Raw genomic sequence first — 23,528 nt, 5'->3', positions numbered from 1 at the left:
GCCGCACGGGGCGCGCGGGACGCCGTACCCTCGGTGAGGCCGGAGCTGGTGGTGGCGGCGGAGGGAGCGGGCGTTGCCGGTCGAGATCACGTGGTGGGGGCATGCCACCGCGACCGTGCGGGACTCGGGGGTACGGGTGCTGACCGACCCGCTGTTCGTACCGCGGCTGATGCACCTGCGGCGGCGCCGCGGCGCGCTGCCGCCGCCCGCGGCCGCGATCGCCGACGTCGTGGTCGTCTCCCACCTGCACTCCGACCACCTGCACCTGCCGTCCCTGGCCAGGGTCGCGCCCGGCACCCGGCTCGTGGTGCCGCACGGCGCCCGGGGCGCCGTCCCCGGGCTCGGGCGGCTCGCCGGGTCGCGCGGACTGCAGGTGACCGAGGTGCGCCCGGGGGACGAGGTCGCCGCCGGGCCGCTGACGATACGCGCCGTGCCCGCCGCCCACGACGGCCGCCGCTGGCCGTACGGGTCGCGCACCGCGCCCGCGCTCGGCTACGTCTTCGAGGGCGAGGCCCGCACCTACTTCGCCGGCGACACCGGCCTCTTCGACGGCATGGCCCGCGCCGTGGGCGCGTGCGACGTGGCGATGCTGCCCGTCGGCGGCTGGGGCCCGTTCCTCGGCCACGGGCACCTCGACCCCGGCCGCGCCGCCGAGGCGCTGGCGGAGCTGGCGCCGCGCGCTGCGGTGCCGGTGCACTACGGCACGTACTGGCCGATCGGCATGGACGCCGTCCGGCCGCACGAGTTCCACGCCCCCGGCCACGACTTCGTCCGCCGGGCCGCGGCACTGGCGCCCGGGGTGGCGGTGCACCGGCTGGGGCACGGCGAGGGCATGCGGCTGGAGGCGGCCCGTTGAGGGTGCCGAACGCGCCGCCCGGGCTGCTCGCCGCCGCCCGGGACGTGGCCCCCGCGCAACAGGCCGTGGGCTACCCGTCGCTGTTCCTGCTCGTGCTCGTCGGGTCGCTGGTGCCCGTGGTGCCGACGGGCGCCGTGGTCAGCTCGGCCGCCGTCGTCGCCTTCCACCACGAGGCCGCGTACGCGCTGCTGCTGGTGTTCGGCACCGCCTCGATCGCCGCCTTCCTCGGCGACGTCGCGCTCTACTGGCTGGGCAGCCGCGGCGTCCGCTCGCGCAACGGCTCGCGCTGGCTGGACCGGCTGCGCGACCGGGTCGCCCCCGAGCAGCTCGCCCACGCGCAGCGGAGGCTGGAGCAGCACCGGATCTCGGTGCTCGTGCTGTCCCGGCTGCTGCCGGCCGGGCGGATCCCGGTGATGCTGGCGTGCCTGCTGGCGCGGATGCCGCTGCGTACGTTCGTACGCGGCAACTTCCCGGCCTGTCTGGCGTGGGCGGCCACGTACCAGTTGATCGGCATCCTCGGCGGCTCGCTCTTTCCCGAGCCGTGGCAGGGGGTGGCGGCGGCGGTGGCGCTGACGGTGCTGATCAGCGTGGCACCGCCGGTGTGGCGCCTGCTGCGCGGCCATCGCGGCCGGGGGCAGGGCGCGTAGCGCTTTCGCGGCCACGCGCCCCGCGTACGCGCCGTACGCCCCGTGCCGCCTTCACAGCACCCGCGACGCGCCCACCGGCAGGTCCCACAGCTCCGCCCGCGGCCGGCCCGTACGCTCCCAGGCCGCCCGCACCCGCCGCAGCGGCTCCAGCGGCGGCTCCGACGAGAGCAGGAACGTGCCGAAGTGCATCGGCGCCATCCGCCGCGCGCCGACGTCGCCGCAGGCGCGCACGGCCTGCTCGGGGTCCATGTGCACCGGGCCCAGCATCCAGCGCGGCGAGTACGCGCCGATGGGCAGCAGCGCGAGGGCGATGCCGGGCAGCCGGCGGCCGATCTCCTCGAAGAAGTGCCCGTAGCCCGTGTCGCCGGCGAAGTAGACCCGCCGGCCCGCGCCGTCGGTGAGCACCCAGCCGCCCCACAGCGAGCGGCAGGTGTCGGTCAGCGTGCGCTTGCTCCAGTGGTGCGCCGGTACGAAGTCGAAGCGCACCGGCCCGCCGGGCGCGGGCAGTTCCGCGGCCTCCCACCAGTCCAGCTCGGTGACCCGGGTGAAGCCGCGGCGGCGGCACCAGCGGGCGAGCCCGGCGGGCACGAACAGCGGGGTGGTGCGCGGCAGTCGCTTGAGGGTGGGGCGGTCGAGGTGGTCGTAGTGGTTGTGGGAGACGACGACGGCGTCGACGGGCGGCAGGTCCTCCCAGCGCACCCCGACGGGGGTGACGCGGGCGGGGGTGCCGAGGATCCGCCGGGACCACAGCGGGTCGGTGAGCACGGTCAGGCCGCCGATGCGCAGCACCCAACTGGCGTGCCCGGCCCAGGTGACGGCGACGGTGGCGGGGCCCGCGGCGGGCAGCGGCCCCGGCTCGTAGGGCAGCTCCGGGATCTCTTCGAGGGTCCTGGCCGACGGGCGGAACTGGCCGGTGCGGGCCAGCCGGGCGAGCATGCCGATGCCGGGGAGGGGGGCGTTGAGGCGGTCGGTGAAGGATCGCGGCCAGCGGCGGATCTCGCCGAGCGGGCGCGGTTCCGTGGCGGAGCGCTCGGTCGGTGCGGCGGGTCCTGCGGCACCCGTTCGCTCTGACTGGCTGGTCAACGGCGGGCTCCCGTCAGCTCGGTGAGGGCCGATCCGAGGGACCTCAACGCCTCGGCCACCTGCGGCCATTCCGCGGGGTCCGGCTGCTCCTCCCCCGCGGTTCCGGGGGCGGCGGGGGCGGCCGGGACAGGCGCGGCGGCGGGGGTCAGGGTGGTCGCCGCGGCGGCGGGCGGCCGGGCCTGCGCCGAGGCGAGGGCGGCGGCGTGCGCGCCCCCGGCGTCGCCGAGCAGCGGCGCGGTCGCCACCCGCAGCCGCAGCGCGGTCAGGTCGTCGCCGAAGCGCTGCGCACCGGCGACCGCGCGGGCGCGGGCCCCGGGGCCGAGCGCCCGGACGACGGCCCTCTCCAGGTCCACGGCGTCCACGACGCCGCCGCGGGCCAGGTCCTGGCGCAGGGCTGCGAGGTCCGCGTACACGTGGTAGCCGGCCTGGGGCGGGCGGACCAGCGCGCCCGCGCCGGTCAGCACGTCCCGTACGGCGGCGGTGAGCGCCGTGTGCAGCCGGACGGCGGCGGCCAGCCGGCCGGTGACCGCGGGCGGCTCGGCCAGCGCCGCCGCGGCGGCGGCCTCGACGGGCGGCGGCAGCGGCGGCACAGCGGTGCCGAGCACGGCCAGCGCGGCGGCGTGCAGCGCGGCGCCCGCGCGGGTGGCGGGGAAGCGGGCGACGGCGGCGGGCCAGCCGGGCGGGGTGAGCGTGCCGCCGAGGTCGGCGAGGACGACGACGTCGTCGGGCAGCATCTCGGCGGGGCTGACGAGCACGGTGGCGTGCGGGTCGTGCAGCGTGTCGCGGTACGTCTCGTCGCTGACGACGAGCAGCCCCTCCCGGGCCGCCGCCTCGCACGCCTCGTGCACCAGCTCCGGCGGCGGCACGGTGCCGGTGGGGTCGTCGGCGACGGAGAGGACCAGCAGCCGCGGGTCGCCGCCCTCGGCCCGTACCCGCCGCACGGTCTCCAGCAGCGCGAACGGGTCGGGGGCGCCGCCGGATTCCGCGGTCGTGGGCACGCGGTGCACGGCGCGGCCGAGGATCGCCGGCTGCGCCGCGTACCAGGACGCGGACGGCCGGGGCAGCAGCACCTCGCCGCCGACGGCGGCGACCACGGCGAGGAGCAGCGCGGGGCCGCCGGGTGCGGCGGCGGTCTGCCCGGGGTCCGTGGCCAGGCCGCGGCGGTGCCAGTAGCCCGCGGCCGCGGCGCGCAGCTCCGGGCCGCCGCCGGGCGGCCCGAGGGCGGCGGTGGCGGCGCCGGCGAAGCCGTCGACGAGCTCTGCCGGAGGTGGCAGACCGGCGTCGGGGACGGCCTGCTGCATGCGCCACCTCCCGCCGTCACGCGCCCGTCGGGCGCTCACAAGAGTGCGAATCTCTCCCACTGTCCCAGATCGGGCGGCCACCGGGGCGGTGCGCTGCGCGCCTGGTCAGGTGAGGTGCGGCCGGGCGGGGGCGGCGGGGCGGGCGGCGGGCGTACGGCCCGGCGCCCGGCCCGTACATCCGGTACGGCCCGTCCGGCACGCGTCCCTTGCGCACGGTCCCTCAGCCGCGCTCGCGCGCGCCCTCGCGGGTGCGGCCGAGCGCGACGGAGCGCTCGGGGTGCCGGCTCAGGTACTCGCCTTCGAGCTGCGCCATGCGGGTGTTGTGCATGGCGAGCGCCGCCGCGGACCCGTGCAGCAGCGTGTCGTGGCGGGTGCGGTGGATGGTCTCCAGCTCCCTTATCAGTTGCTGGTCGGTCAGCCGCGCGGGGGCGATGCCGCCCCGGCGCCGGTCGCTCTCGCCCATCTGCGGCTCTCCTTCGCGCCGGCGGTCTCCGTCTCCCAGGATCGGGCAATCCGGGCCCCGCTGCTACCCGGGAGACGCGCCCAGGTTCGCGGAGCCCACTTCTGCTGCCCGTATAGCAAGACGATACTTCTCGTCATACGAGACCGGAGTTACGCTGCCGCCATGGCCGTTTACACGCATGGACACCACGACTCGGTGCTGCGCTCGCACCGCTGGCGCACGGCCGCCAACTCGGCGGCGTACCTGACCGGCGAACTGCGTCCGGACATGCACGTCCTCGACCTCGGCTGCGGCCCCGGCACGATCACCGCCGACCTCGCCGCCCTCGTGCCCCGGGGCGGGGTGACGGCGGTGGACGCCCAGGAGGGGATCCTCGCGCAGGCGCGCGCCGCGGCGGCGGAACGGGGCGTGGCGAACGTGGAGTTCGCCGTCGCCGACGCCGAGGCGCTGGACTTCCCGGACGACTCGTTCGACGTGGTCCACGCGCACCAGGTGCTCCAGCACCTCGCGCACCCCGTGCGGGCACTGGAGGAGATGCGCCGGGTGTGCCGCCCCGGCGGGCTCGTCGCCGCGCGGGACGCGGACTACGCGGCGATGACCTGGTACCCCGACGTGCCCGCCCTGGACGACTGGCTGGACACCTACCGCCGGGTGGCCCGCGCCTCGGGCGGCGAGCCGGACGCGGGGCGGCGGCTGCTGGGCTGGGCCCGCGAGGCGGGGTTCGAGGACGTCACGGCCTCGGCGGGCGCGTGGTGCTTCGCGACGGCGGAGGAGCGCGCGTGGTGGAGCGAGTCGTGGGCGGACCGCACGGTGGCCTCGTCGTACGCCCGCCTGGCGGTCGACGGCGGGCACGCGGACGCCGCGGCACTGGCGCGGATCGCGGCGGGCTGGCGGGAGTGGGGCGCGGCGGCGGGCGCGTGGTTCGCGGTGCTGCACGGCGAGGTGCTGTGCCGGGTGCCGTGACGGTGCGGCGGGCCCGGCGCGTACCCGCGCCAACGGCCCGGCGTCCGGGCGGGCTTCGCCGCCCCTAGACTCTCCCCATGGAGATCCTCGGCACCTCACTGCGCATCTGCGTGGACGACCTGGAGTCCGCCGTCGACACATACGAGAGGCTGACCGGCGAACAGGCGCAGCACTTCTCGCAGGCGGGCGTCTCCGTCGCCGCGGTCGGCTGCTTCCTGCTGATGTCCGGTCCGCCGCAGACCCTCGACGTGCTGCGCAGAATCACCGCGACGCTGGCGGTCAAGGACGTCGCCGAGGCGTACGCGACGCTCCGGTCGGTCGGCGCGGAGATCGTCGCGGGCCCGTCGGAGACGCCGATCGGACGCAACATGGTGGCGCGCCACCCCGACGGCAGCATCTTCGAGTACGTCGACCGCCGCCGCTGACCCGCCCCGCCGACCGCTACCGCGGGGGCCCGCCGATGCCGGTCATCTCGACGGTCAGGGCCCAGCGTTCGTGGTCCCGCCAGGCGCCGCCGATGAACAGGTAGTCGGGCGAGAAGCCCTCCAGCCGGAAGCCGGCGCGCTTGGCCAGCGCGATGGAGGCGGCGTTGCCCGGCTGGACGTTGATCTCCAGGCGGTGCAGGCCGAGGTGGGTGAAGGCGTGCCGGACGACGAGGCCGATGCCCTCGGACATGAGGCCGCGGCCCGCGTACGGGACGAAGGCCGCGTACCCGAGGGCGCCGGAGAGGAACGCGCGGCGCACGATGGCGTTGATGTTGACGAAGCCGGCGAGGGCGCCCGACTCCCGCTCGCAGACGAGGAACCCCTCGGTCTGCGGCTCGGTGAGCCGCTCCAGGTAGGCGCGGAAGTCGGCGGGGGTGGCGGGCGGGGACAGCCACGGGTGGTGGAGGTCGGCGCTGGCCCGGGCGCGGGCGAGGAACTCCTCCTCGTCCGCGGGGCGCGGGGTGCGGATCGCGGTGCGCGCGCCGGCCGCGATGACGTCGTTCTCGGGCACCGGGCGAGTGTACGCCCGCCGCTGGTCAGGGGTTCGGCTGGACGAACCGCAGCCGGTTGCCGAACGGGTCGGTCAGCTCCAGGATCGTGCCGATCCCGGCGTCCTCTTCGAGTCCCGGCTTGAGGTACGGGTAGTCCTTGGCCTTCAGCTCGGCGTGCAGTTCGCCGGCGCCGTCGACCTCGACGTAGACCGTGGCGCCGGGGCTGGCGTCGCCGTGGTGCTCGCTCAGGTGGAGGGTGAGGTCGCCGCGGGAGACCTGCATGTAGAGCGGGAAGCCGTCGGCGAACCTGTGCTCCCAGTCGACCGTGAAGCCCAGGTAGTCGACGTAGAACTCGCGGGCCTTGGCGATGTCGAAGATGCGGAGGATCGGTGCGGTACGCCGGAAGAGGACAGTCATGTCTCCACTATGCCTCCGCCGCCAGCCGCTCGGCGAGACGGCGCATCTCGTCTCCGACCAGGTAGTGGCCGGGCAGCCCGGGGATCTCGACGGGGCGTCCGGCGGGGCGCCGGGGCGGGTGGCGTATGAGGTGGCCGAGGACGCGGGCGGCGAGCGCGGGGTCGTCGGGCGGGTCGCCGAGGACGTAGTGGTAGGCGTTCGGGCGCCAGTGGGGATAGCGCTCGGTGAGGCCGACGATCAGCGCGGGCGGACGGCGGCGGTACGAGGCGTACGGCTCGGCGTAGTACGAGGTGCGGCGGCCCTCGGCGACGTTGCACGACTCGCAGAGCAGGCCGCGGACCAGCCCGGAGACGTGGTGGTGGTCGACGACGAGCCGGGACGGGCGCAGCCCGCAGACCGCGCACCGGCCGTCCTGCCACCGCCGTATCGCGGCGAGTGCCCCGCCCGGACCGGCGGCGGGCACGAGCGCGGGTGCGACGTCCCCGGCCCGGGCGGCGGCGGGTGCGCGGGCCGCGCCGCCCGGCGCGCCGGGCGGCGTCCACTCGTGGCAGGCGGGGACCTCGCGGCCCGGTGGGGTGCTGCTCATGGTCCCGACGCTACGGCCCGCCACTGACATCGGCCGCCGCGCGCGGCCCCTCCGCCCGCAGCAGCGCGACGAGTTCGTCCACGTGCGCACGGCGGGTGAGGAACCCGTTGACGTTGATCCGCAGCGCCCGCCGGCCGTCGAGCACCGTGGTCGCCAGCCACGCCCGGCCGCCGCGCTCGACGCGCTGCTGGAGCGCGCGCTGCACGGCGTCCTGCGTCGCGGCCGGCGCGTCCCGTACCGCCGCGGGCAGATAGCGCACGCAGCACACCGCGGTCTGCACGTCGCCCACCGGCTCGAAGCCGTCCGCGGCGGCCAGCTCGGCGGCGAGGTACCGGGTGAGGTCCAACTGCCGTTCCACGATGCGCCGGTAGCCGTCCCGGCCGAGCCCCGCGAGGGCGGCCCATAGCTTGAGCGCGTTGGCGCGGCGGGTGCCGAGCTGGCCGAGGCGGAAGAAGTCGAGCGGGCCGTCGTCCGGGAGGCCGTCCGGGGTGCCGTCCGCCGGGCCGCGTTCCCCGCCCCGGCGGTCGTCCAGGTACGCCGGATCGGTGTCGAAGGCGTCGCGCAGCACCCGCGCGCCGTCGCGGATCAGCAGCGCGCCGCAGGAGAACGGCACGAACATCCACTTGTGCGGGTCCAGCGTCGCCGAGTCCGCCCGCGCCACGCCCCGCAGCAGCCCGCCGTGCGCCGCGGAGAACGCCAGCGCCCCGCCGTAGGCCGCGTCGACGTGGAACCACAGCCCGTACTCCGCGGCCACGTCCGCGAGTTCGTCCAGCGGGTCGACGGCGCCGGAGGAGGTGGTGCCGGCCACGCCGACGACGCAGGCCGGCCGCAGCCCGGCGGCGAGGTCCCGCTCGACGGCGGCGCGCAGCTCGCCGACGCGGACGCGGAAGCGTGCGTCGGTGCCGACGCGGCGCAGGTTGTCCCGGCCGATCCCGAGCATGTCCACGCCCTTGACCAGCGAGAAGTGGGCCTGCTCCGAGGCGTACACGCGAAGCCGCGCGGAGCCGAGGCCCGCCGTGGCCGCGGTGCCGGCCGCCGCATCCCTGGCGCACTTCAGCCCGATGAGGTTCGCCTCGGACCCGCCGCTGGTGAGCGTGCCGAACGCGCCGTCGCCGTAGCCGAGCAGGTCGCACAGCCAGCGCAGGACGCGCTCCTCCAGCGCGGTCGCCGTCGGCGACTGCCGCCAGGCGGCGGCGTTCTGGTTGAGCGCGGAGCACACCGCGTCGGTCCAGACGGCGACGGGCAGGGGCGCGGGGTTGAACAGGCCGAAGTAGCGCGGGCTGGAGATGTGCGTGGCGTCTTCGACGACGTCGCGGGCGAGCGCGTCGAGCAGTTCCAGCGCGTCCGTGCCCCGCTCGGGCAGCGGCCCGGCGAAGCGCTCGCGCAGGTGCTCCGCGGTGGCGCCGGAGCAGACGGGCAGGCCGTCCAGTGCGGCGGCGTAGCCGGCGACCAGCCGCGTCGCGGCGGTGCCCAGGCGCCGGTGCTCGGCGGCGAGCGCCGCCGCGGTGAGGTCGTCGTCGTGCATGGATACGTCCATGCAGCCGATCTTCACAAGGGGTCCGACGACAGGGAAGGGGCGACTTTCCGATGAGAAGACATAGGGTTTGCCTATGGCGGTGTCGTTGGAGGATCTGCGGGTGTTCCGGTCGGTGGCCGCGGCCGGCAGCTTCGGCCGGGGCGCCGCGCGGCTGCGGCTGAGCCAGCCCGCCGTCAGCGAGCGGATGGCCCGGCTCGAACGCGACCTGGGCCGCCCGCTGTTCCTGCGCGGCGGCCGGGGCGTGCGGCTCACCGCGGCCGGGGAGCGGCTGCTGCCCTACGCCGAGCGGTGTCTCGCGCTCGCGGAGGAGGCGGTCGCGGTGGTACGGGCCGAGCCCGGCCGGCCTCGGGTGCGGGTCGCCCTGCACGCCACGTTCGCGCCGAGCGTGGTGCCGCGGGTGCTCGACGCGCTCGCGCCGCTGGACGTCGAGGTCGCGTGCACGGACGCGCACAGCGAGGAGGTGGTGCGCGGGCTGGCCGACCACACCGTGGACATCGGGTTCGTGGTGCCCGGACCGTATCCGCACACCCTGACCGTGGAGCCGTTCCTGACCGATCCGGTCGTCTGCGTCGCCCGCCCCGGGCACTCGCTGGACACCGGAGGACCGCTGCGGATCCGGGACCTGGCCGCGTATCCGGTGGCCTGTACGACGTGGGGCGACGGCGCGGCGCGCTTCCTCGACCTGCTGCGCGCGGCCCCCGTGCCGGCCACCGGGCTCCACCCCGTCTCCCCCGCCGAGACCGTCGCGAGCCTGGCCCGCCGCGGCAGCCACGCCGGGATCCTGACCCGCTCCACGGTGGGTCCTGACCTGGCCGCGGGGTCGCTCGTCGAGTTGCCCGTCACCGACCTGCCGCGCTGGGAGCTGACCCTCGCCCTGGCCCACCGCGCGCAGGACGCCGCCACCGCCCCCGTACGGGCGCTGCGCGCGGCGCTGCTCGGCGCCGGCTGAGACCGCGGGGCACGCGCGTCACCTGCGGCGGTGGAGCATCCACCCCACGATCATGCCGATCACCGCCACCGCAAGCAGCGCCAGCCACAGCGGCGTGGTGACCTCCCAGAACAGCAGTTGGATGCGGGTGCGGCGGGTGTTCTGGAAGATGAACGCCAGGCCGAGGGCGGCCAGCACGAGCGCGGCCACCCGGCGGGCCGTGAGCGCCTGCCGGGGGCCGCCCGTCCGTACCGAGGTATGAGCCATGAGCCCAGCCTGCTCCCCGCGGGCGGGATCGCGCCCGGCGGCCGGGCCCGTTCGGGCGAACGCCGGCGGCGGCTCAGGCGAGCCCCGGGGCGTCGAGGGTGAGGGTGCCGGCGTCCGCGTCGAGGACGGCGGGGACGCCGAGCGGGACGGTGAGGGCGGGGACGCCGTGTCCGAAGTCCAGACCCTCCAGCACCGGCACGCCGAGGTCGCCGAGCCGGTCGGCGAGCACGGCGCGGACGTCCTCGTACGGGCCGGAGTCCTCCCAGGTGCCGCAGACGACGCCGGCGACGCCGGTCAGCCAGCCGCTGCGGCGGAGCTGGGTGAGGATGCGGTCGAGCCGGTAGTCCTCCTCCGCGACGTCCTCGATGAGCAGGATGCCGCCGGCGGCGCCGGCGCGGGCGCCGGCGGTGCCGAGGCCGGCGGCCAGCAGGCTGACGCAGCCGCCGAGGGTGACGCCGCGGGCCAGGCCCGGGACGAGGGCGCGGGCGCCGGGGCTGGTCAGGCGCTGCACGGTGGCCGGCTCGAAGAGGGTCCGGCGCAGGTGCTCGCGGGTGGTGTCGTCCGCGGCGAACGGGGCCCAGGCGGGCATCGGCCCGTGCAGGGTGGCCACGCCGAGGTGGGTCGCGATGGCCTCGTGCAGGGCGGTGGCGTCGCTGAAGCCGACGTAGACCTTCGGTCCCGCGGCGCGCAGGGCGGCCCAGTCGACGTGGTCGAGCATGCGGTGGGCGCCGTAGCCGCCACTGCCGGAGAAGACCGCGGCGACCTCCGGGTCGCACCAGGCGCGCTCGAAGTCGCGGGCGCGGGCGGCGTCGTCGGCGGCCAGGTAGGACAGCGTGTCGTGTTCGCCGTACGCGGTGGGGTGGACGACGACGTCGAGACCCCAGCCGCGCAGCACCTCGACGCCGGCGTCCAGTTCCCTGCGCGGGAACCCGCCGCTGGGGGCGACGACCGCGACCCGGTCGCCGGGGCCCAGCCGGCGGGGGCGGACGAGCGCGGCTGCGGACCCGGTGCCCGGGGCGGCCGGGCGGGCGGTCGCGGCGGCGGGGGGCACGGGCGCGCCCAGGTCCACGACCGGCACGTCCGGCGCCGCGAAGCCGAACGCCTGCGCGTACAGCGACAGCTCGGCCTCCAGTGCCCGGATCAGGGTGTCGGCGCGGCGGAAGCCGTGGCCCTCGCCCTCGAAGGTCACGTACGCGTGCGGCACGCCCCGGCCGGCGAGCGCCGCCAGGAACCGCTCGGACTGCACCGGCGGGCAGATCACGTCGTCCAGCCCCTGGAGCAGCAGGAACGGCGCGGTGATCCGGTCGGCGTGGTGGACCGGGGAGCGGTCGCGGTACCGCTCGGGCACCTCGGCGAGCGGGCCGACCAGCGACTCCAGATAGCGGGACTCGAAGTCGTGGGTCTCGTCCGTGGCCCAGCCGGCGAGATCGAGGATGGGGTAGACGATCGTGCCGCACGCGTACAGCCCCTCGGCCAGCGGCGAGGTGAGGGACGCGGCGGTGGTCCAGCCGCCCGCGCTGCCGCCGCGGATCGCGAGCCGGGCCGGGTCGGCGGTGCCCTCGTCGGCCAGCGCGCGGGCGACGGCGGCGCAGTCCTCGACGTCCACGACGCCCCACTGCTCGCGCAGCCGCTCGCGGTAGGCGCGGCCGTAGCCGGTGGAGCCGCCGTAGTTGACCTCGGCGACGCCGATGCCGCGCGAGGTGAAGTAGGCGATCTCCAGGTCGAGCACCAGCGGTACGTGCCCGGTGGGGCCGCCGTGCGCCCAGATCACGTACGGCGGCAGCTCGTCCTCGGGGCCGGTCAGCTCCGGGTGGTGCGGCGGGTAGACGTGGGCGTGCACCTCGCGGCCCCCGGGGCCCGCGAAGGTGCGGGACACCGGCCGCGGCAGGTAGTCCGGGTCGACGGCGTCGCGGTGGGCGTTGCCCGCGACGCGGGCGTAGCCGGTGGCGGTGTCCAGCTCCACGACCTCGTACCCGGTGACGGGGCTCGCGGCCAGGCCGAAGACCCGCTCGCCGGTGACGGCGAGGGCCGCGGCCCAGTTCGACCAGGGTCCCGGCACGTCGGCCAGCTCGCCGGTGCCGGGGTCGAGGACGCCGAGGCGGGTGCCGCCGGCGCCGTGCAGGGTGGCGACGAGACCGCCGCCGAGGACGGCGAACCAGCGCAGCCCGACCTTCCACAGCGCGTCGGCGAACTCCTCGGGCAGCGGGCAGAGTTCGGTCGTCACGGCGGTGGCGGGGTCGACCCGGTGCAGGTTCCACCAGCCGCTGCGGTCGGTGGCGGCCACCAGCGTGCCGTCCGGCAGCCACTCGGCCTGCGCGACGGACTCCGCCTCGGAGCCGGTCTGGGCGCCGAGGACCGTGGTGACCCCGGCCAGCCGGCCGTCTCCGGTGACGTCGGCGACGCGCAGCTCCGTGCCGTCCCAGGGCATCTGCGGGTGGTCCCAGGCGATCCAGGCGGCCTGCCGGCCGTCCGGGGAGAGGCGGGGGCCGGTGACGAAGCGGTGCCGGTCGTCGGTCAGCTCGCGCACGGCGGCGCGGTCGGCCGCCGCCGAGCCGTCCAGCGGCACGGCGGCGAGCACGCGGCGTACGTCGGTGGGGGCCTGCCCGGTGAACTCCTCCAGCACGCACCACACCTCGCCGCGCTCCGGCAGCACGACCGCGTCGCACCAGCGCAGCCCGCCGCCGACGGCGGAGACGGGGGTGAGCGGGCGCGGCTCGCCGCCGCCGTCCGGCTCGTACGCGTACAGCCGCTGGTCGGCGAAGTGGGTGAAGACGATCAGCGGACCGCCGGTGGCGCGCGGGGCGCCGGCCCAGGGCCGGCCGCCGTACTCGATGACCCTGTTGCGCACGTTCCACGGCGGGGGCAGCACCGACTCCTCGGTGCCGTCCGGGCGCAGCCGCACCAGCGCCCGGCGCCCGCCCTCGCGCGGCCGCGGGGCGGTCCACCACACCTCGTCGCCGACGGCGTCCAGATACTCCGGGCGGCCTTCGTGGCTCGCGGCGAGGGCGGCGGTCAGGGGGGAGGGCCAGGAGCCGTACGGGGCGGTGGTCACGGGCGGCGTCGTCTCTTTCCGCTGGTGGTCGAGGCGCCGGCCGCTCTGGCCGGCGCGCTCGCTGGTCGTTGGCCGCTTCCGCGCGGCTACCCGGGGCGGTGTGCCGTCAGGCCGATCTGAGGAAGTCGTCCAGCACCCGCACGCCGAAGTGCAGCGCGTCCACCGGCACCCGCTCGTCCACGCCGTGGAACAGCTCCTGGTAGTCGAATCCGGCGGGGAGCTTCAGTGGCGAGAACCCGTAGCCGGTGATGCCCAGGCGGGAGAACTGCTTCGCGTCGGTGCCGCCCGACATGCAGTACGGCACGACGTGCGCGCCGGGGTCGAAGCGCTCCAGGGAGGCGCGCATCGCGGCGTAGAGGGGCGCGTCGACGGGGGCGGTGAGCGGCACCTCGCGGTGGCTGAACTCCCAGTCCACGTACGGTCCGGTCAGCTCGTCGAGCGTGCGGGCGAACTCCTCCTCGCCGCCGGCCACCATCCGGCCGTCGATCTGGGCGGTGGCGCTGCCGGGGATGACGTTCACCTTGTAGCCGGCTTCGAGGACGGTGGGGTTGGAGCTGTTGCGCACGGTGGGCGCGACGAGGGCGGCGGCCGGGCCGAGCTTGCCCAGCAGCGCGTCCACGTCGAAGGCGGGGTCGTCCAACTCCTCAGGGGCGACCTCGACTCCATAGGCCGCGGCCGTCTCGACGAGCGCCGCGCGGACGGTGGGCGTGAGCCGCACGGGCCAGCGGTGCTCGCCGATGCGGCCGACGGCGGCGGCCAGCCGGGAGACGGCGTTGTCCGCGTTGACCTTCGAGCCGTGTCCCGCGCGGCCGCGGGCGGTGAGCCGCAGCCAGGCCGTGCCGCGCTCGCCGGCGGCGACGGGGTAGAGGCGCAGGCCGTTGCCGGCGTGGAAGGTGAAGGCGCCGGATTCGCTGATGCCCTCGGTGCAGCCGTCGAAGAGCGCGGCGTGCTCCTCGGCGAGATAGCCGGAGCCGTACTCGGCGCTGGCCTCCTCGTCGGCGGTGAAGGCGAGCACGATGTCGCGCCGGGGGCGGACGCCGGCGCGCGCCCAGGCCCGTACGACCGCGAGGACCATCGCGTCCATGTTCTTCATGTCGATGGCGCCGCGGCCCCAGACCACGCCGTCCCGGATCTCGCCGGAGAACGGGTGGACGCTCCAGTCGGCGGGCTCGGCGGGCACCACGTCGAGATGGCCGTGGACGAGCAGCGCGTCGGCACCGGGGTCGGTGCCCTCGATGCGTGCCACGACGTTCGTCCGGTCGGGGGCCTTCTCCAGCAGGGTGGGCTCGATGCCGGCCCCTGCGAGGCGCTCCGCGACGTACTCCGCGGCCTGGCGCTCCACGCCGTCGCCGCCGCCGTGGTTCGTGGTGTCGATGCGGATCAGGTCGGAGGTGAAGCCCACCACCTCGTCCAGCGCGGCGTCATCCGGGCCCGGGTGCGGGGCAGCCGGGGCGTGCGGGGGGGCGTCAGCCATACTGCTCCTCCACCGCGGCCGAGACGAGCGTGGTGACCGCCTTGAAGCAGCGGATGCCCTCGTACATGGTCTCCGTCGTGTACGCCACGCGCCGCTCGCCGGTCGGCGCCACGCCCGGCACCACCGTGGCCGCGCCGGCCAGATGCTCCGCGTCGAACTCCAGCTCCACCGTGAACGGGCCGCCGCGCACCGGCTCGGCCCGCACCGCGAGCGCCGCGCCCTCGGTGGCCGCGGCCCGGATGTCCGCCGCGGTACGGGCCGGGGTGCGGCACACCGCGGCGTACCGCGAGACGTAGTCCTTGACGGCGACGCCGGGGGCCGCGGGCGCGTACCCCTTGGCGTCCTCGACGGTCTTGTCGTCACCGGTGACGAGCACGACGGGGACGCCGAACTCGGCGACCACGTGCGCGTTCAGCAGGCCCTCGCTGGCCCGCACGCCGTTGAGCCAGACGCCCGTGATGGAGTTGGCCAGGTAGGTGTGCGCGAGGACCCCTTCCGCGCCCGCGCCCGTGTGATAGCCCACGAACGCGATGCCGTCGACGTCGCCGTGCTGGACGCCCTCGACCATGGACAGCGACTTGTGCCGCCCGGTGAGCATCTGGGCGCGGTCGTCGATCCGCTCCAGCAGCAGATTGCGCATCGTCCAATGCGCCTCGTTGACCAGCACCTCGTCGGCGCCGCCGGCGAAGAAGCCCTCGATGGCGGCGTTGACGTCGGATGTGAACATGGGCCGGCAGCGCTCCCACTGCGGGCCGCCGGGGAGCACGTCGGCGGGCCACGTGACGCCGGTGGCCCCCTCCATGTCGGCGCTGATCAAGACCTTCATGCCGAGCCACGGTACGCGGTCGGACGAAGCGGTGAAACCCCTGTGGATACGTACAGAGGTCCAGACCACTCCAACTCCCCCGGAACGCCCCGCGACCAGCCACTTCGACGACGGTCCCGGCCCTCCGCCAGCCGGAGGAAGCACGCTCGCGACGACCGGCGCCACACCCCCGGCGAACGCGTCCCGGCGCGGGTCTCCTCCGCCCGGCCGGAGCGCCGGCTAGTCGCCGTGGCCGAGCTGGAGATCGCGTTCCGTACGGCCGCCGCCCTCCACGCGCAGCACCGTGGCCACCGGCGGGTACCCCGCGGCGATGACGGTGTACTCACCGGCCGACAGGTCGACGAAGCGGAACGCGCCGTCCGGGCCGGTGGTGCCGGTGTCGACGACGTTGCCCGCGGCGTCCAGGAGCGTGACCCTGGCGTCCTCCACCGGCCGGCCGCCGAACGCCCGTACGGTCCCGCGCAACACCGCGCCGCCGGCCAGCTCGACGTCCTGCCGGGTCTCCCGCGCCGCCTGCACCGAGACCGGCAGCGCCGCGGGCCGGAAGCCCGGCGCGGTGGCCGCCAGGGTGTACTCGCCGGCGACCAGTTCGCCGATCGCGTACGAGCCGTCGTGGCTGCTGCGCGCCGAGGCTACGACCTCCCCGCGCGCGTCCGTGAGCGTCACGACGACGTTCCCCAGCGGCGTGCCGTCGGCCGCCGCGACGGTGCCGCAGATGCGGCCCGCGCCGCCGAGCACGAGGTCCAGTTCGACCGGCCGGTCCCCGACGGTGACCGTGACGGCCTGCGGCTGGTGCCCGCCGGCCGCGGCCACCAGGACGTACGAGCCCGCGCCCGGGGTCGGCAGCACGTACCGGCCGTCGTCGCGGCTGGCGTCGCGGCCCACCTGGCGGCCGGCGCCGTCGATGAGGGTGAGCGCCGCACGCGGCACGGTGGTGCCGTCCTGGTGCTGCACGCTGCCGCACACCGGCACGCCGGCGCCCGCCGGGACGGTGCCGCGGGCCGCGGGCACGGTGGTGTCGACCCCCGGGTACTCGTCCGTGGCGGGGCCGGGCCCCGAGTGGTTCTGGGACACCAGTGGTCTCTCCTTCAGCAGGAACGCGAACACCACGCCGAGGACGAGCACGGGCACCAGGTACAGGAAGATGCCCGGCATGGCCTCGGCGTAGGCGCGGATGTAGCCGTCGCGCAGCTCGGCGTCGAGCGCGTGGACGGCCTCGGGGGTGATCGACTCCGCCTCCGGCAGCGTGGCGCCGGGGGGCGGCGGGGGCAGGGTGCCGGCCAGTTCGTCGGCCAGGCGGTCGAAGAAGAGGGTGCCGAAGACGGCCGTGCCGACCGAGCCGCCGATCTGCCGGAAGTAGTTGTGCGCGCTGGTCGCGACGCCCAGGTCGGCGGGGCGCACCGCGTTCTGCACGGCGAGGATGAGCACGGGCAGGACGAGCCCGAGGCCGATACCGAGGACGGCCATCCAGATGCTGTACGAGAGCTGCGAGGTGTCCTCGTCCAGCCGGGAGAGCAGCCACATGCCGACGGCGGCGACGGCGCAGCCGGCCACCGGGTAGGGGCGGTAGCGGCCGGTGCGGGTGATGAGCTGGCCGGAGGTGATGGAGGCGGCGACGGTGCCGATCATCATCGGCAGCATCAGCAGTCCTGACTCGGTGGCGCTGGCGCCGTCGACCATCTGCAGGAAGGTCGGCAGGTAGCTGGCGGCGCCGAACATCGCCACCCCGGTCACCACCCCGACCAGGGAGGTGACGTTGAAGATGCTGTCGCGGAAGAGCCGCAGCGGCATGACGGGTTCGACGGCGAAGTGCTCGACGACGAGCAGCAGGACGGTGGCGGCGACGGCGCCCGCGCCGAGGCCGAGGATGACGTCGGAGGTCCAGTCGTACTCCAGGCCGCCCCAACTGGTCAGCAGCACCAGGCAGGTGGAGGCGGCGGCGAGGAACAGCCCGCCCAGGACGTCGAGCCGGGGCCGGGCCGCCGGCTTGGGCAGCTTCAGCACCAGTCCGGTCACCAGCAGGGTGACCAGGCCGAAGGGCACGTTGAAGTAGAAGCACCAGCGCCAGGACAGCTCGTCGGTGAAGAACCCGCCGAGCAGCGGTCCCGCGACCGAGGCGAGCCCGAAGGAGGCGCCGATCAGGCCCATGTACCGGCCGCGTTCTCGGGACGGGACGATGTCCGCGATGATCGCCTGCACGCCGATCATGAGGCCGCCGGCGCCCAGTCCCTGGACGGCGCGGAACGCGATGAGCTGGTCCATGCTCCGCGAGGCCCCGGCGAGGGCGGAGCCGACGACGAACACCACGATGGAGAACTGGAAGACGCCCTTGCGGCCGAAGAGGTCGCCGAGCTTGCCGTAGATCGGCAGACTGATGGTGGACGTGAGCAGATAGGCGGTGATCGCCCAGGACATCCGGTCCAGGCCGTGCAGTTCGCCGACGATCTTCGGCAGCGCGGTGGCGACGATCATCTGCTCCAGCGCGGCGAGGAGCAGCGCGAGCATCAGGGCCGGGAACACCAGCCGGACGCGCCAGGGGCTCAGCTCCCCGCCGTCGCCGGCCCCGGCCTTGGCGCCGCTCCCGGCCGGATGTCCGCCCTTTCCGGTACGTCCCGGCCGTCGCGCGGGCTCCGCCGGTCCCGCCACCGGGCCGGCCGCGGGCACGGTGACCGGCTCGTCGTTCACCAGGGTCGTCCCCACGTGCCAGCTCCCCATCGTCCGCCTGCGCCTGACCATTCTTCGCACCGCCCAAGATCCGGGGGCAAACGGGATTCACCCCCCGTACGGCGGCGCGGGACCGCGCCAACTCTGGTGCGCGGGGCGCCGATCGGGCGCTCATCAGCGGCTTTCGCGACGGACCCGCGGAGCCGGGGGCGTACGGGCGCGCGGCGGGAATCCACCCGAACCGGCGAGCCGCGCGGCGCCGCGTCCGGCGCGGCGTTGACCGGGATCACCCGATCGAGGACTCGACGCGAAGGGAACGCGTGTTCTATTCTTGGCGTCAGATCAACGGGAGGTGCCGATGCGCTGGGAGAATCTGACCGACGAGGCCGCCGACGGCGGCGCGGCCACGGGGGCCGCGCCGCCCGCCCTCTTCGGCACGGCGGCCGTCGTGACCCGCACCTTCGACACCCCGGAGTTCCGCGGCATCACGTTCCACGAGGTGCGGGCCCGCTCGATCGTCAACAGGGTGCCGGGCGCGTCGCGGATGGCCTTCGACTGGACCGTGAACCCCTACCGGGGCTGCAGCCACGCCTGCGTCTACTGCTTCGCCAGGAAGACCCACGGTTACCTGGACCTCGACACCGGCCGCGGCTTCGACTCGCAGATCGTGGTGAAGATCAACGCCCCGGAGCTGCTGCGCCGCGAGCTGGCGAGCCGCCGGTGGCGCGGCGAGCACATCGCCATGGGCACGAACGTCGACTGCTACCAGCGGGCCGAGGGGCGCTACCGGCTGATGCCCGGCATCCTGGCGGCGCTGCGGGACTTCGCCAACCCGTACTCGATCCTCACCAAGGGCACGCTCATCCTCCGCGATCTGCCGCTGCTCAAGCAGTCGGCCGAGGTCACGCAGGTCGGGGTGGCGGTCTCGGTGGGCTTCCTGGACGAGGAGCTGTGGCGGACGGTGGAGCCGGGCACGCCCGCACCGCAGCGCCGGCTCGACGTGGTGCGCACGCTCGCGGAGCACGGCATCGGCTGCGGGGTGCTGATGGCTCCGGTGATCCCGTTCCTCAGCGACTCCCCCGGGCAACTGCGTGCCACAGTGCGGGCGGTGGCGGAGGCGGGCGCCACGTCGGTGACGCCGCTGGTGCTGCATCTGCGGCCGGGCGCGCGGGAGTGGTTCATGGCCTGGCTGGAGCGCCACCACCCGCATCTGGTCCGGCGCTATCGCACGATGTACGCGGGCGGGTCGTACGCGCCGAAGTGGTATCAGCGCCAGATCACCCGCCAGGTCCACGAGTACGCGACCGAGCTGGGCATAGGCCCGTCGGCGCCCGGCATCGCCCGCCGCATCGAGCCCGAGGAGGGGCCGGGCGCGCCGCCGGAGGGCCCGGAGAACACGCAGTTGACGCTGCTCTGACGCCGGTTCGCGGCGCTACGCCGCGAGCCCTGGCCGTACCGCCGCGCCCGCGGCCCGTGGCGCACCGCCCGTGGCCCGGGCCGGCCCTGGCCGCGCGCCGCCTCACTGCGACGGGGTGCGCGGGCCGATGCGGGTGATCGCCGCCGTGGCCGCGCGCCACAACTGCGGGAAGCCGAGCGCCTCGGAGAGCGCCGGGATCGCGCGCGGGTCGCCCAGCTCGCCCAGCCCCTCGACGCAGGCGGTGGCGATCGGCCAGTGGTGCTGCGGCTCGCGCACGAGCCGCTGCAGCGTGCTGATCAGCGCGGGCGCCGACTCCGGCGCGCGCAGCCTGACCAGCAGCCGGATGGCGTGCAGCGCGTACGCGGTGCGCAGCGGGTTCGTCGCCAGGGCCGCCGCCGCCCGCGCGGTGCGCGGGTCGCCGAGCCGGGCCAGCGCGCACGCCGCGCTCTCCGCCCGTACCGGATCGCGGTAGTTGAGCAGCAGCACCAGCGTCTCGAACGCCCGCCGGTCCCCCGCCGTGCCCAGCGCGAAGGCCGCCAGCTCCCGGGCCCACAGCGGCTCGCCCGGCAGTTCCAGCACACGCGCCAGCTCCTCGTGGGCGGTGGTCGTGCGCTGCCGCGCGAGCGCGGTCATGTGCTCGAAGCGGGCCCGCGCCGGCGGGTCCTCCAGCCTGCCGCGGATCCGTTCGGTGAGCGCCAGATACTCCTGGTCCATGCCTCGGCCCCCTGCCTCGCCGGCACTCAGGGTACGTACCCGCCACCGGTCGGTGGCGGGCTCGTCGATCGGGGTTCACTCCATGTGTGCCCCGGCTGACGGGTACATTCCCTGATTCGCCCTCTGGCGCCCATGGTTACTCACGAGTTAAGCTCGCGGGACGAGCAGCACCCCTGCTCGGGCGGTCTGGTGACGCAGCCGCCGAGAGCTGAAGTCGGTTCGGCAACTGACAGCACGCGCGACGGGCGCCCCCGGTGCCCGTGGCGAGGACGCCCGGCCCCGGGACAGGGCCGGCCGCGGATCTCGCCGCGCGCGCCCCGCCGCCCCGCGCGGATCTCGCCGCGGGCCCCCGCGCCCCGGCCCCGACGCCGTGCGCGTGCGGCCCCGGACCCTCATCTCCCGCGTCACGACTGGAGTCCCGCGATGGACCGCAGCCCTGTCCCCGAGTCCCCCGAGTTCCCCCCGGTTCCTTTCCCCACCGTGGCCGTCGTCGGCCTCGGCACGATGGGCACCGGCCTGTGCGAGGTGCTGGCCCGCGCCGGGCGCGAGGTCGTCGGCGTCGACGTCAGCGCGGCCGCCGCCCGCGGCTGCGTCGCCGCGCTGGAGCGCGCCACGGAGCGCGCCGTGGCCCGCGGCCGGCTCGCCGAAGGCGATCGCGCAGGCGTCCTGGCCCGGCTGCGTACGTTCCCCGACCTGCGCGCCGCCGCGGACGCGGACCTGGTCATCGAGGTCGTGCCCGAGTCGTACGAGATCAAGCAGCAGGTCATCGCGGAACTGGACGGCATCGTCCGCCCCGGCACGGTGCTCGCCACCGGCACCAACGCGCTGTCCGTCACCCGCCTGGCCGCCTCCTCCGCCCGCCCCGAGCGCGTCCTCGGCCTGCACTTCTTCACCCCGGTCCAGGCGATGCGGCTGGTGGAGGTGGTCTCCTCCGTGCTCACCGAGCCGGCCGCGGTGGCGCAGGTCACCGCGCTGGTACGGGAGTTGGGCAAGGAGCCCGTCGCGGTCGGGGACCGCCCCGGGTTCATCGCCGACGGGCTGCTCTTCGGCTATCTCAACCAGGCCGCGGCGATGTACGAGTCGCGGTACGCCACCCGCGAGGACATCGACGCGGCGATGAAGCTCGGCTGCGGCCTGCCCATGGGCCCGCTGGAACTGCTCGACCTCATCGGCGTCGACACCGCGCGCACGGTGCTGGAGGCCATGTACACCGCGTCGCAGGACCGGCTGCACGCACCCGCGCCCGTCCTCGGCCAGTTGACCGCCGCCGGGCTGACCGGCCGCAAGGCGGGCCGCGGCTTCTACGCCTACGACGCCCCCGGCAGCGGCACCGTCGTGCCGGACGCCGCGCCCGCCGCCGCGGCAGCACCGGGCGCCCCGCCGCGGCCCGTCGAGGAGATCGGCGTGGCCGGCTCCGGCACGATGGCCAGCGGCATCGCGGAGGTCTGCGCCCGGGCCGGGTACGCGGTCACCCTCGCCGCCCGCAGCGCCGGCAAGGCGGCGGCGGCCAGGGCCCGGGTCGCCGCGTCGCTTGACCGCTCCGTCGCCAGGGGCCGCCTCGGCGCCGCCGACCGCGACGCCGCGCTGGCCCGGATCACCCCCGCCGGCACCCTGGACGCGCTGGCCGGCGCCGGCCTGGTGGTGGAGGCCGTCGCGGAGGACCTGGCGGTCAAGCGGCAGTTGTTCGCCGCCCTGGACGAGGTGGCGCGGCCCGGCGCCGTACTGGCGACCACCACCTCCTCGCTGCCCGTCATCGCCTGCGCCGCCGCCACCTCGCGCCCCGAGGACGTGGTCGGCATGCACTTCTTCAACCCGGCGCAGGTGATGAAGCTCGTCGAGGTGGTGCGCACGGTCCGTACCGCGGACGACGCGCACGCCACCGTCCGCGCGGTCTGCGCCACGCTCGGCAAGCACCCCGTGGACTGCGGCGACCGGGCCGGGTTCATCGTCAACGCGCTGCTGTTCCCGTATCTCAACAACGCGGTGAAGATGGTCCAGGAGCACTACGCCTCGCCCGACGACATCGACGCCGCGATGAAGCTCGGCGGCGGCTACCCCATGGGCCCCTTCGAGCTGCTGGACGTCGTCGGCCTGGACGTCTCGCTGGCCATCGAGCGCGTGCTGCACCGCGAGTTCCGCGACCCCGGCCTCGCCCCCGCGCCGCTGCTGGAGCACCTGGTCGCCGCGGGCTGCCTGGGCCGCAAGACGGGCCGCGGCTTCCGCGAGTACGCCGCCGCCCGGCGCTGAACCCCCGCCGGCAGGGCGCCGCCCGCCGCTCCCGGAATTGACGGCGATCCGGGGGCCACGCATGGAGTACGTTCCTTACATGTCCCAGCCTGCGAAGCCCAGCCGTTCGAACTCCAGCACCCAGCGCCTGAAGATGCGCCGCGACATCGCGGCCGCCGCCATGGAGCTGTTCGCGACCAAGGGCTACGAGGCGACGACAGTGGACGAGATCGCCGCCGCGGCGGGCGTGGCCCGCCGCACCTTCTTCCGCCACTTCCGCTCCAAAGAGGAGGCGATCTTCCCCGACCACGACGACACCCTGGAGCGCGTGAAGGCCGTCCTGGACGCCGCGCCGCCGCACGAGTACCCGCTGGACACCGTCTGCCGCGGCATCCGGGAGGTCATGCGGATGTACGCGGCCCAGCCCGCGGTCTCCGTCGAGCGCTACCGCCTGACCCGCGAGGTGCCCACGCTGCGCGAGCGCGAGATCGCCTCGGTCTCCCGCTACGAGCGGCTCTTCACCCGCTATCTGCTGGGCCACTTCGACGAGGGCGCACACCAGGACGGCGACGACGGCCCGCTGCTCGCCGAGGTCGCCGCCTCCGCGGTGGTCACCGCGCACAACCACGTGCTGCGCCGCTGGCTGCGCGCGGGCGCGGAGGGCGACGTGGAGGGCCAGCTCGACCGCGCCTTCGCGGTGGTACGGGCCAGGTTCACCGGCGTCGGCCAGCCGCAGGGCCCCGCGGGCCTGGCCGCGGTGGAGGCGGGCGCGGCGGGTGCTCCGGCGGTCGTCACGGCGGGTGGCGGGGGCTCGGACGTGCTGGTCGCGGTGGCCCGTACGGACGCGCCGCTGAGCGAGGTCATGCGCACCATCGAGAAGGCGCTGAAGAAGAGCTGAAGGCGAGCTGACCAGGGGTTTCACCCCGTCTCGGGCTCCCCGGCCGCTACCGGCCGGGGAGCCTTCGCATGCTCATCCGTGCACCGCCGCGAACACTTGAGAGAGATTTTTGGCACCGAGTGTCTTGCAGCTTGGCACGCCGTGCCATACGGTACGGGATATCCGGGTGCCCGGCGTACGCGACCACTGCGCGCGCCGGCTGTCCCCGCAAGCCCCCGGCTCGCGCACCCGGT

Annotated in this window: 21 protein-coding genes; 8 read left to right on the top strand and 13 right to left on the bottom strand. The window is 75.7% G+C overall.

The genetic code is table 11. The features are described 5' to 3' along the window. Nucleotides 1-73 precede the first annotated feature (73 nt). Entirely contained in the window at nt 74-856 is a 783-nt protein-coding gene (locus OG946_RS31150; protein WP_326799288.1) for an MBL fold metallo-hydrolase, read from the top strand. A gap of 2 nt (nt 857-858) precedes the next feature. Next, nucleotides 859-1,503, top strand: coding sequence for a DedA family protein (locus OG946_RS31145; RefSeq protein ID WP_326800422.1), 645 nt, complete (start codon nt 859-861; stop codon nt 1,501-1,503). 51 nt (nt 1,504-1,554) lie between these two features. Here the strand turns inward: OG946_RS31145 and OG946_RS31140 are convergent, their stop codons facing one another. The 3 genes from OG946_RS31140 to OG946_RS31130 all read right to left on the bottom strand — a co-directional run bounded on the left by OG946_RS31140 (nt 1,555) and on the right by OG946_RS31130 (nt 4,350). Continuing rightward, entirely contained in the window at nt 1,555-2,586 is a 1,032-nt protein-coding gene (locus OG946_RS31140) for an MBL fold metallo-hydrolase (RefSeq protein ID WP_326799287.1), read from the bottom strand. Beyond that, nucleotides 2,583-3,887, bottom strand: coding sequence for an aminotransferase class I/II-fold pyridoxal phosphate-dependent enzyme (locus OG946_RS31135; RefSeq protein ID WP_326799286.1), 1,305 nt, complete (start codon nt 3,885-3,887; stop codon nt 2,583-2,585). Before OG946_RS31135 ends, OG946_RS31140 begins: the two co-directional genes overlap by 4 nt. A gap of 220 nt (nt 3,888-4,107) precedes the next feature. After that, on the bottom strand, nt 4,108-4,350 hold the full coding sequence (locus OG946_RS31130; RefSeq protein ID WP_101420675.1) for a DUF6158 family protein: 243 nt from the start codon (nt 4,348-4,350) through the stop codon (nt 4,108-4,110). Between the two features lie 162 nt (nt 4,351-4,512). Here OG946_RS31130 and OG946_RS31125 point away from each other — a divergent pair, with 162 nt between their 5' ends. Both OG946_RS31125 and OG946_RS31120 read left to right on the top strand, forming a co-directional pair. After that, complete coding sequence (locus OG946_RS31125; protein ID WP_326799285.1) at nt 4,513-5,313, top strand: methyltransferase domain-containing protein; 801 nt, start codon at nt 4,513-4,515, stop codon at nt 5,311-5,313. Between the two features lie 77 nt (nt 5,314-5,390). Further along, nucleotides 5,391-5,738 (top strand): VOC family protein, encoded by a 348-nt coding sequence (locus OG946_RS31120; protein WP_027770346.1) that lies wholly within the window; start codon nt 5,391-5,393, stop codon nt 5,736-5,738. Nucleotides 5,739-5,754: 16 nt separating this feature from the next. On the opposite strand, the gene OG946_RS31115 is transcribed toward OG946_RS31120, so the two are convergent. From OG946_RS31115 to OG946_RS31100, 4 genes are read right to left on the bottom strand one after another with little or no spacing between them, the layout of a single operon-like run. Then, nucleotides 5,755-6,309 (bottom strand): GNAT family N-acetyltransferase, encoded by a 555-nt coding sequence (locus OG946_RS31115; RefSeq protein WP_326799284.1) that lies wholly within the window; start codon nt 6,307-6,309, stop codon nt 5,755-5,757. Between the two features lie 25 nt (nt 6,310-6,334). Further along, nucleotides 6,335-6,706: a glyoxalase superfamily protein gene (locus OG946_RS31110; RefSeq protein WP_326799283.1), complete on the bottom strand. Its 372-nt coding sequence runs from the start codon at nt 6,704-6,706 to the stop codon at nt 6,335-6,337. 7 nt (nt 6,707-6,713) lie between these two features. Further along, entirely contained in the window at nt 6,714-7,292 is a 579-nt protein-coding gene (locus tag OG946_RS31105) for an endonuclease domain-containing protein (protein ID WP_326799282.1), read from the bottom strand. Nucleotides 7,293-7,302: 10 nt separating this feature from the next. Next, nucleotides 7,303-8,829: a pyridoxal phosphate-dependent decarboxylase family protein gene (locus OG946_RS31100; RefSeq protein WP_326799281.1), complete on the bottom strand. Its 1,527-nt coding sequence runs from the start codon at nt 8,827-8,829 to the stop codon at nt 7,303-7,305. A 73-nt stretch (nt 8,830-8,902) separates the two neighbouring features. Here OG946_RS31100 and OG946_RS31095 point away from each other — a divergent pair, with 73 nt between their 5' ends. Next, on the top strand, nt 8,903-9,778 hold the full coding sequence (locus OG946_RS31095; RefSeq protein WP_326799280.1) for a LysR family transcriptional regulator: 876 nt from the start codon (nt 8,903-8,905) through the stop codon (nt 9,776-9,778). A gap of 18 nt (nt 9,779-9,796) precedes the next feature. On the opposite strand, the gene OG946_RS31090 is transcribed toward OG946_RS31095, so the two are convergent. From OG946_RS31090 to OG946_RS31070, 5 genes are all read right to left on the bottom strand, one after another. Next, nucleotides 9,797-10,024 carry a LapA family protein gene (locus tag OG946_RS31090; RefSeq protein ID WP_326799279.1) on the bottom strand — a complete coding sequence of 76 codons (228 nt, stop codon included), beginning with the start codon at nt 10,022-10,024 and terminating at the stop codon, nt 9,797-9,799. Between the two features lie 73 nt (nt 10,025-10,097). Further along, nucleotides 10,098-13,076, bottom strand: coding sequence for a prolyl oligopeptidase family serine peptidase (locus tag OG946_RS31085; RefSeq protein ID WP_326799278.1), 2,979 nt, complete (start codon nt 13,074-13,076; stop codon nt 10,098-10,100). 106 nt (nt 13,077-13,182) lie between these two features. Next, on the bottom strand, nt 13,183-14,550 hold the full coding sequence (locus OG946_RS31080; RefSeq protein ID WP_326799277.1) for a M20/M25/M40 family metallo-hydrolase: 1,368 nt from the start codon (nt 14,548-14,550) through the stop codon (nt 13,183-13,185). After that, on the bottom strand, nt 14,543-15,376 hold the full coding sequence (locus OG946_RS31075) for a M55 family metallopeptidase (RefSeq protein WP_326799276.1): 834 nt from the start codon (nt 15,374-15,376) through the stop codon (nt 14,543-14,545). Before OG946_RS31075 ends, OG946_RS31080 begins: the two co-directional genes overlap by 8 nt. A gap of 219 nt (nt 15,377-15,595) precedes the next feature. Continuing rightward, nucleotides 15,596-18,091: an MFS transporter gene (locus tag OG946_RS31070; protein ID WP_326800421.1), complete on the bottom strand. Its 2,496-nt coding sequence runs from the start codon at nt 18,089-18,091 to the stop codon at nt 15,596-15,598. 307 nt (nt 18,092-18,398) lie between these two features. On the opposite strand from OG946_RS31070, the gene OG946_RS31065 reads away from it, so the two are divergent. After that, a complete protein-coding gene (locus OG946_RS31065; RefSeq protein WP_326799275.1) occupies nt 18,399-19,457 on the top strand; it encodes an Rv2578c family radical SAM protein in 1,059 nt (352 codons plus the stop codon). A 102-nt stretch (nt 19,458-19,559) separates the two neighbouring features. Here the strand turns inward: OG946_RS31065 and OG946_RS31060 are convergent, their stop codons facing one another. After that, complete coding sequence (locus OG946_RS31060; RefSeq protein ID WP_326799274.1) at nt 19,560-20,171, bottom strand: HEAT repeat domain-containing protein; 612 nt, start codon at nt 20,169-20,171, stop codon at nt 19,560-19,562. A 423-nt stretch (nt 20,172-20,594) separates the two neighbouring features. Here OG946_RS31060 and OG946_RS31055 point away from each other — a divergent pair, with 423 nt between their 5' ends. Then, entirely contained in the window at nt 20,595-22,418 is a 1,824-nt protein-coding gene (locus OG946_RS31055; RefSeq protein ID WP_326799273.1) for a 3-hydroxyacyl-CoA dehydrogenase family protein, read from the top strand. Between the two features lie 79 nt (nt 22,419-22,497). Then, on the top strand, nt 22,498-23,295 hold the full coding sequence (locus OG946_RS31050) for a TetR family transcriptional regulator (RefSeq protein WP_326799272.1): 798 nt from the start codon (nt 22,498-22,500) through the stop codon (nt 23,293-23,295). The last annotated feature ends 233 nt before the right edge of the window (nt 23,296-23,528 follow it).

This window comes from Streptomyces sp. NBC_01808 (genome assembly GCF_035917395.1).
Lineage (GTDB): Bacteria > Actinomycetota > Actinomycetes > Streptomycetales > Streptomycetaceae > Streptomyces.
This window is presented reverse-complemented; position numbering and strand designations above follow the sequence as displayed.

What these genes read in the sequence shown, in the direction of transcription:
- OG946_RS31135 (WP_326799286.1), bottom strand. Translation starts at nt 3,887, where the DNA reads ATGCAGCAGGCCGTCCCCGACGCCGGTCTGCCACCTCCGGCAGAGCTC.
- OG946_RS31130 (WP_101420675.1), bottom strand. Translation starts at nt 4,350, where the DNA reads ATGGGCGAGAGCGACCGGCGCCGGGGCGGCATCGCCCCCGCGCGGCTG.
- OG946_RS31125 (WP_326799285.1), top strand. Translation starts at nt 4,513, where the DNA reads ATGGCCGTTTACACGCATGGACACCACGACTCGGTGCTGCGCTCGCAC.
- OG946_RS31120 (WP_027770346.1), top strand. Translation starts at nt 5,391, where the DNA reads ATGGAGATCCTCGGCACCTCACTGCGCATCTGCGTGGACGACCTGGAG.
- OG946_RS31110 (WP_326799283.1), bottom strand. Translation starts at nt 6,706, where the DNA reads ATGACTGTCCTCTTCCGGCGTACCGCACCGATCCTCCGCATCTTCGAC.
- OG946_RS31105 (WP_326799282.1), bottom strand. Translation starts at nt 7,292, where the DNA reads ATGAGCAGCACCCCACCGGGCCGCGAGGTCCCCGCCTGCCACGAGTGG.
- OG946_RS31100 (WP_326799281.1), bottom strand. Translation starts at nt 8,829, where the DNA reads ATGGACGTATCCATGCACGACGACGACCTCACCGCGGCGGCGCTCGCC.
- OG946_RS31095 (WP_326799280.1), top strand. Translation starts at nt 8,903, where the DNA reads ATGGCGGTGTCGTTGGAGGATCTGCGGGTGTTCCGGTCGGTGGCCGCG.
- OG946_RS31090 (WP_326799279.1), bottom strand. Translation starts at nt 10,024, where the DNA reads ATGGCTCATACCTCGGTACGGACGGGCGGCCCCCGGCAGGCGCTCACG.
- OG946_RS31080 (WP_326799277.1), bottom strand. Translation starts at nt 14,550, where the DNA reads ATGGCTGACGCCCCCCCGCACGCCCCGGCTGCCCCGCACCCGGGCCCG.
- OG946_RS31075 (WP_326799276.1), bottom strand. Translation starts at nt 15,376, where the DNA reads ATGAAGGTCTTGATCAGCGCCGACATGGAGGGGGCCACCGGCGTCACG.
- OG946_RS31070 (WP_326800421.1), bottom strand. Translation starts at nt 18,091, where the DNA reads ATGGGGAGCTGGCACGTGGGGACGACCCTGGTGAACGACGAGCCGGTC.
- OG946_RS31065 (WP_326799275.1), top strand. Translation starts at nt 18,399, where the DNA reads ATGCGCTGGGAGAATCTGACCGACGAGGCCGCCGACGGCGGCGCGGCC.
- OG946_RS31060 (WP_326799274.1), bottom strand. Translation starts at nt 20,171, where the DNA reads ATGGACCAGGAGTATCTGGCGCTCACCGAACGGATCCGCGGCAGGCTG.
- OG946_RS31055 (WP_326799273.1), top strand. Translation starts at nt 20,595, where the DNA reads ATGGACCGCAGCCCTGTCCCCGAGTCCCCCGAGTTCCCCCCGGTTCCT.
- OG946_RS31050 (WP_326799272.1), top strand. Translation starts at nt 22,498, where the DNA reads ATGTCCCAGCCTGCGAAGCCCAGCCGTTCGAACTCCAGCACCCAGCGC.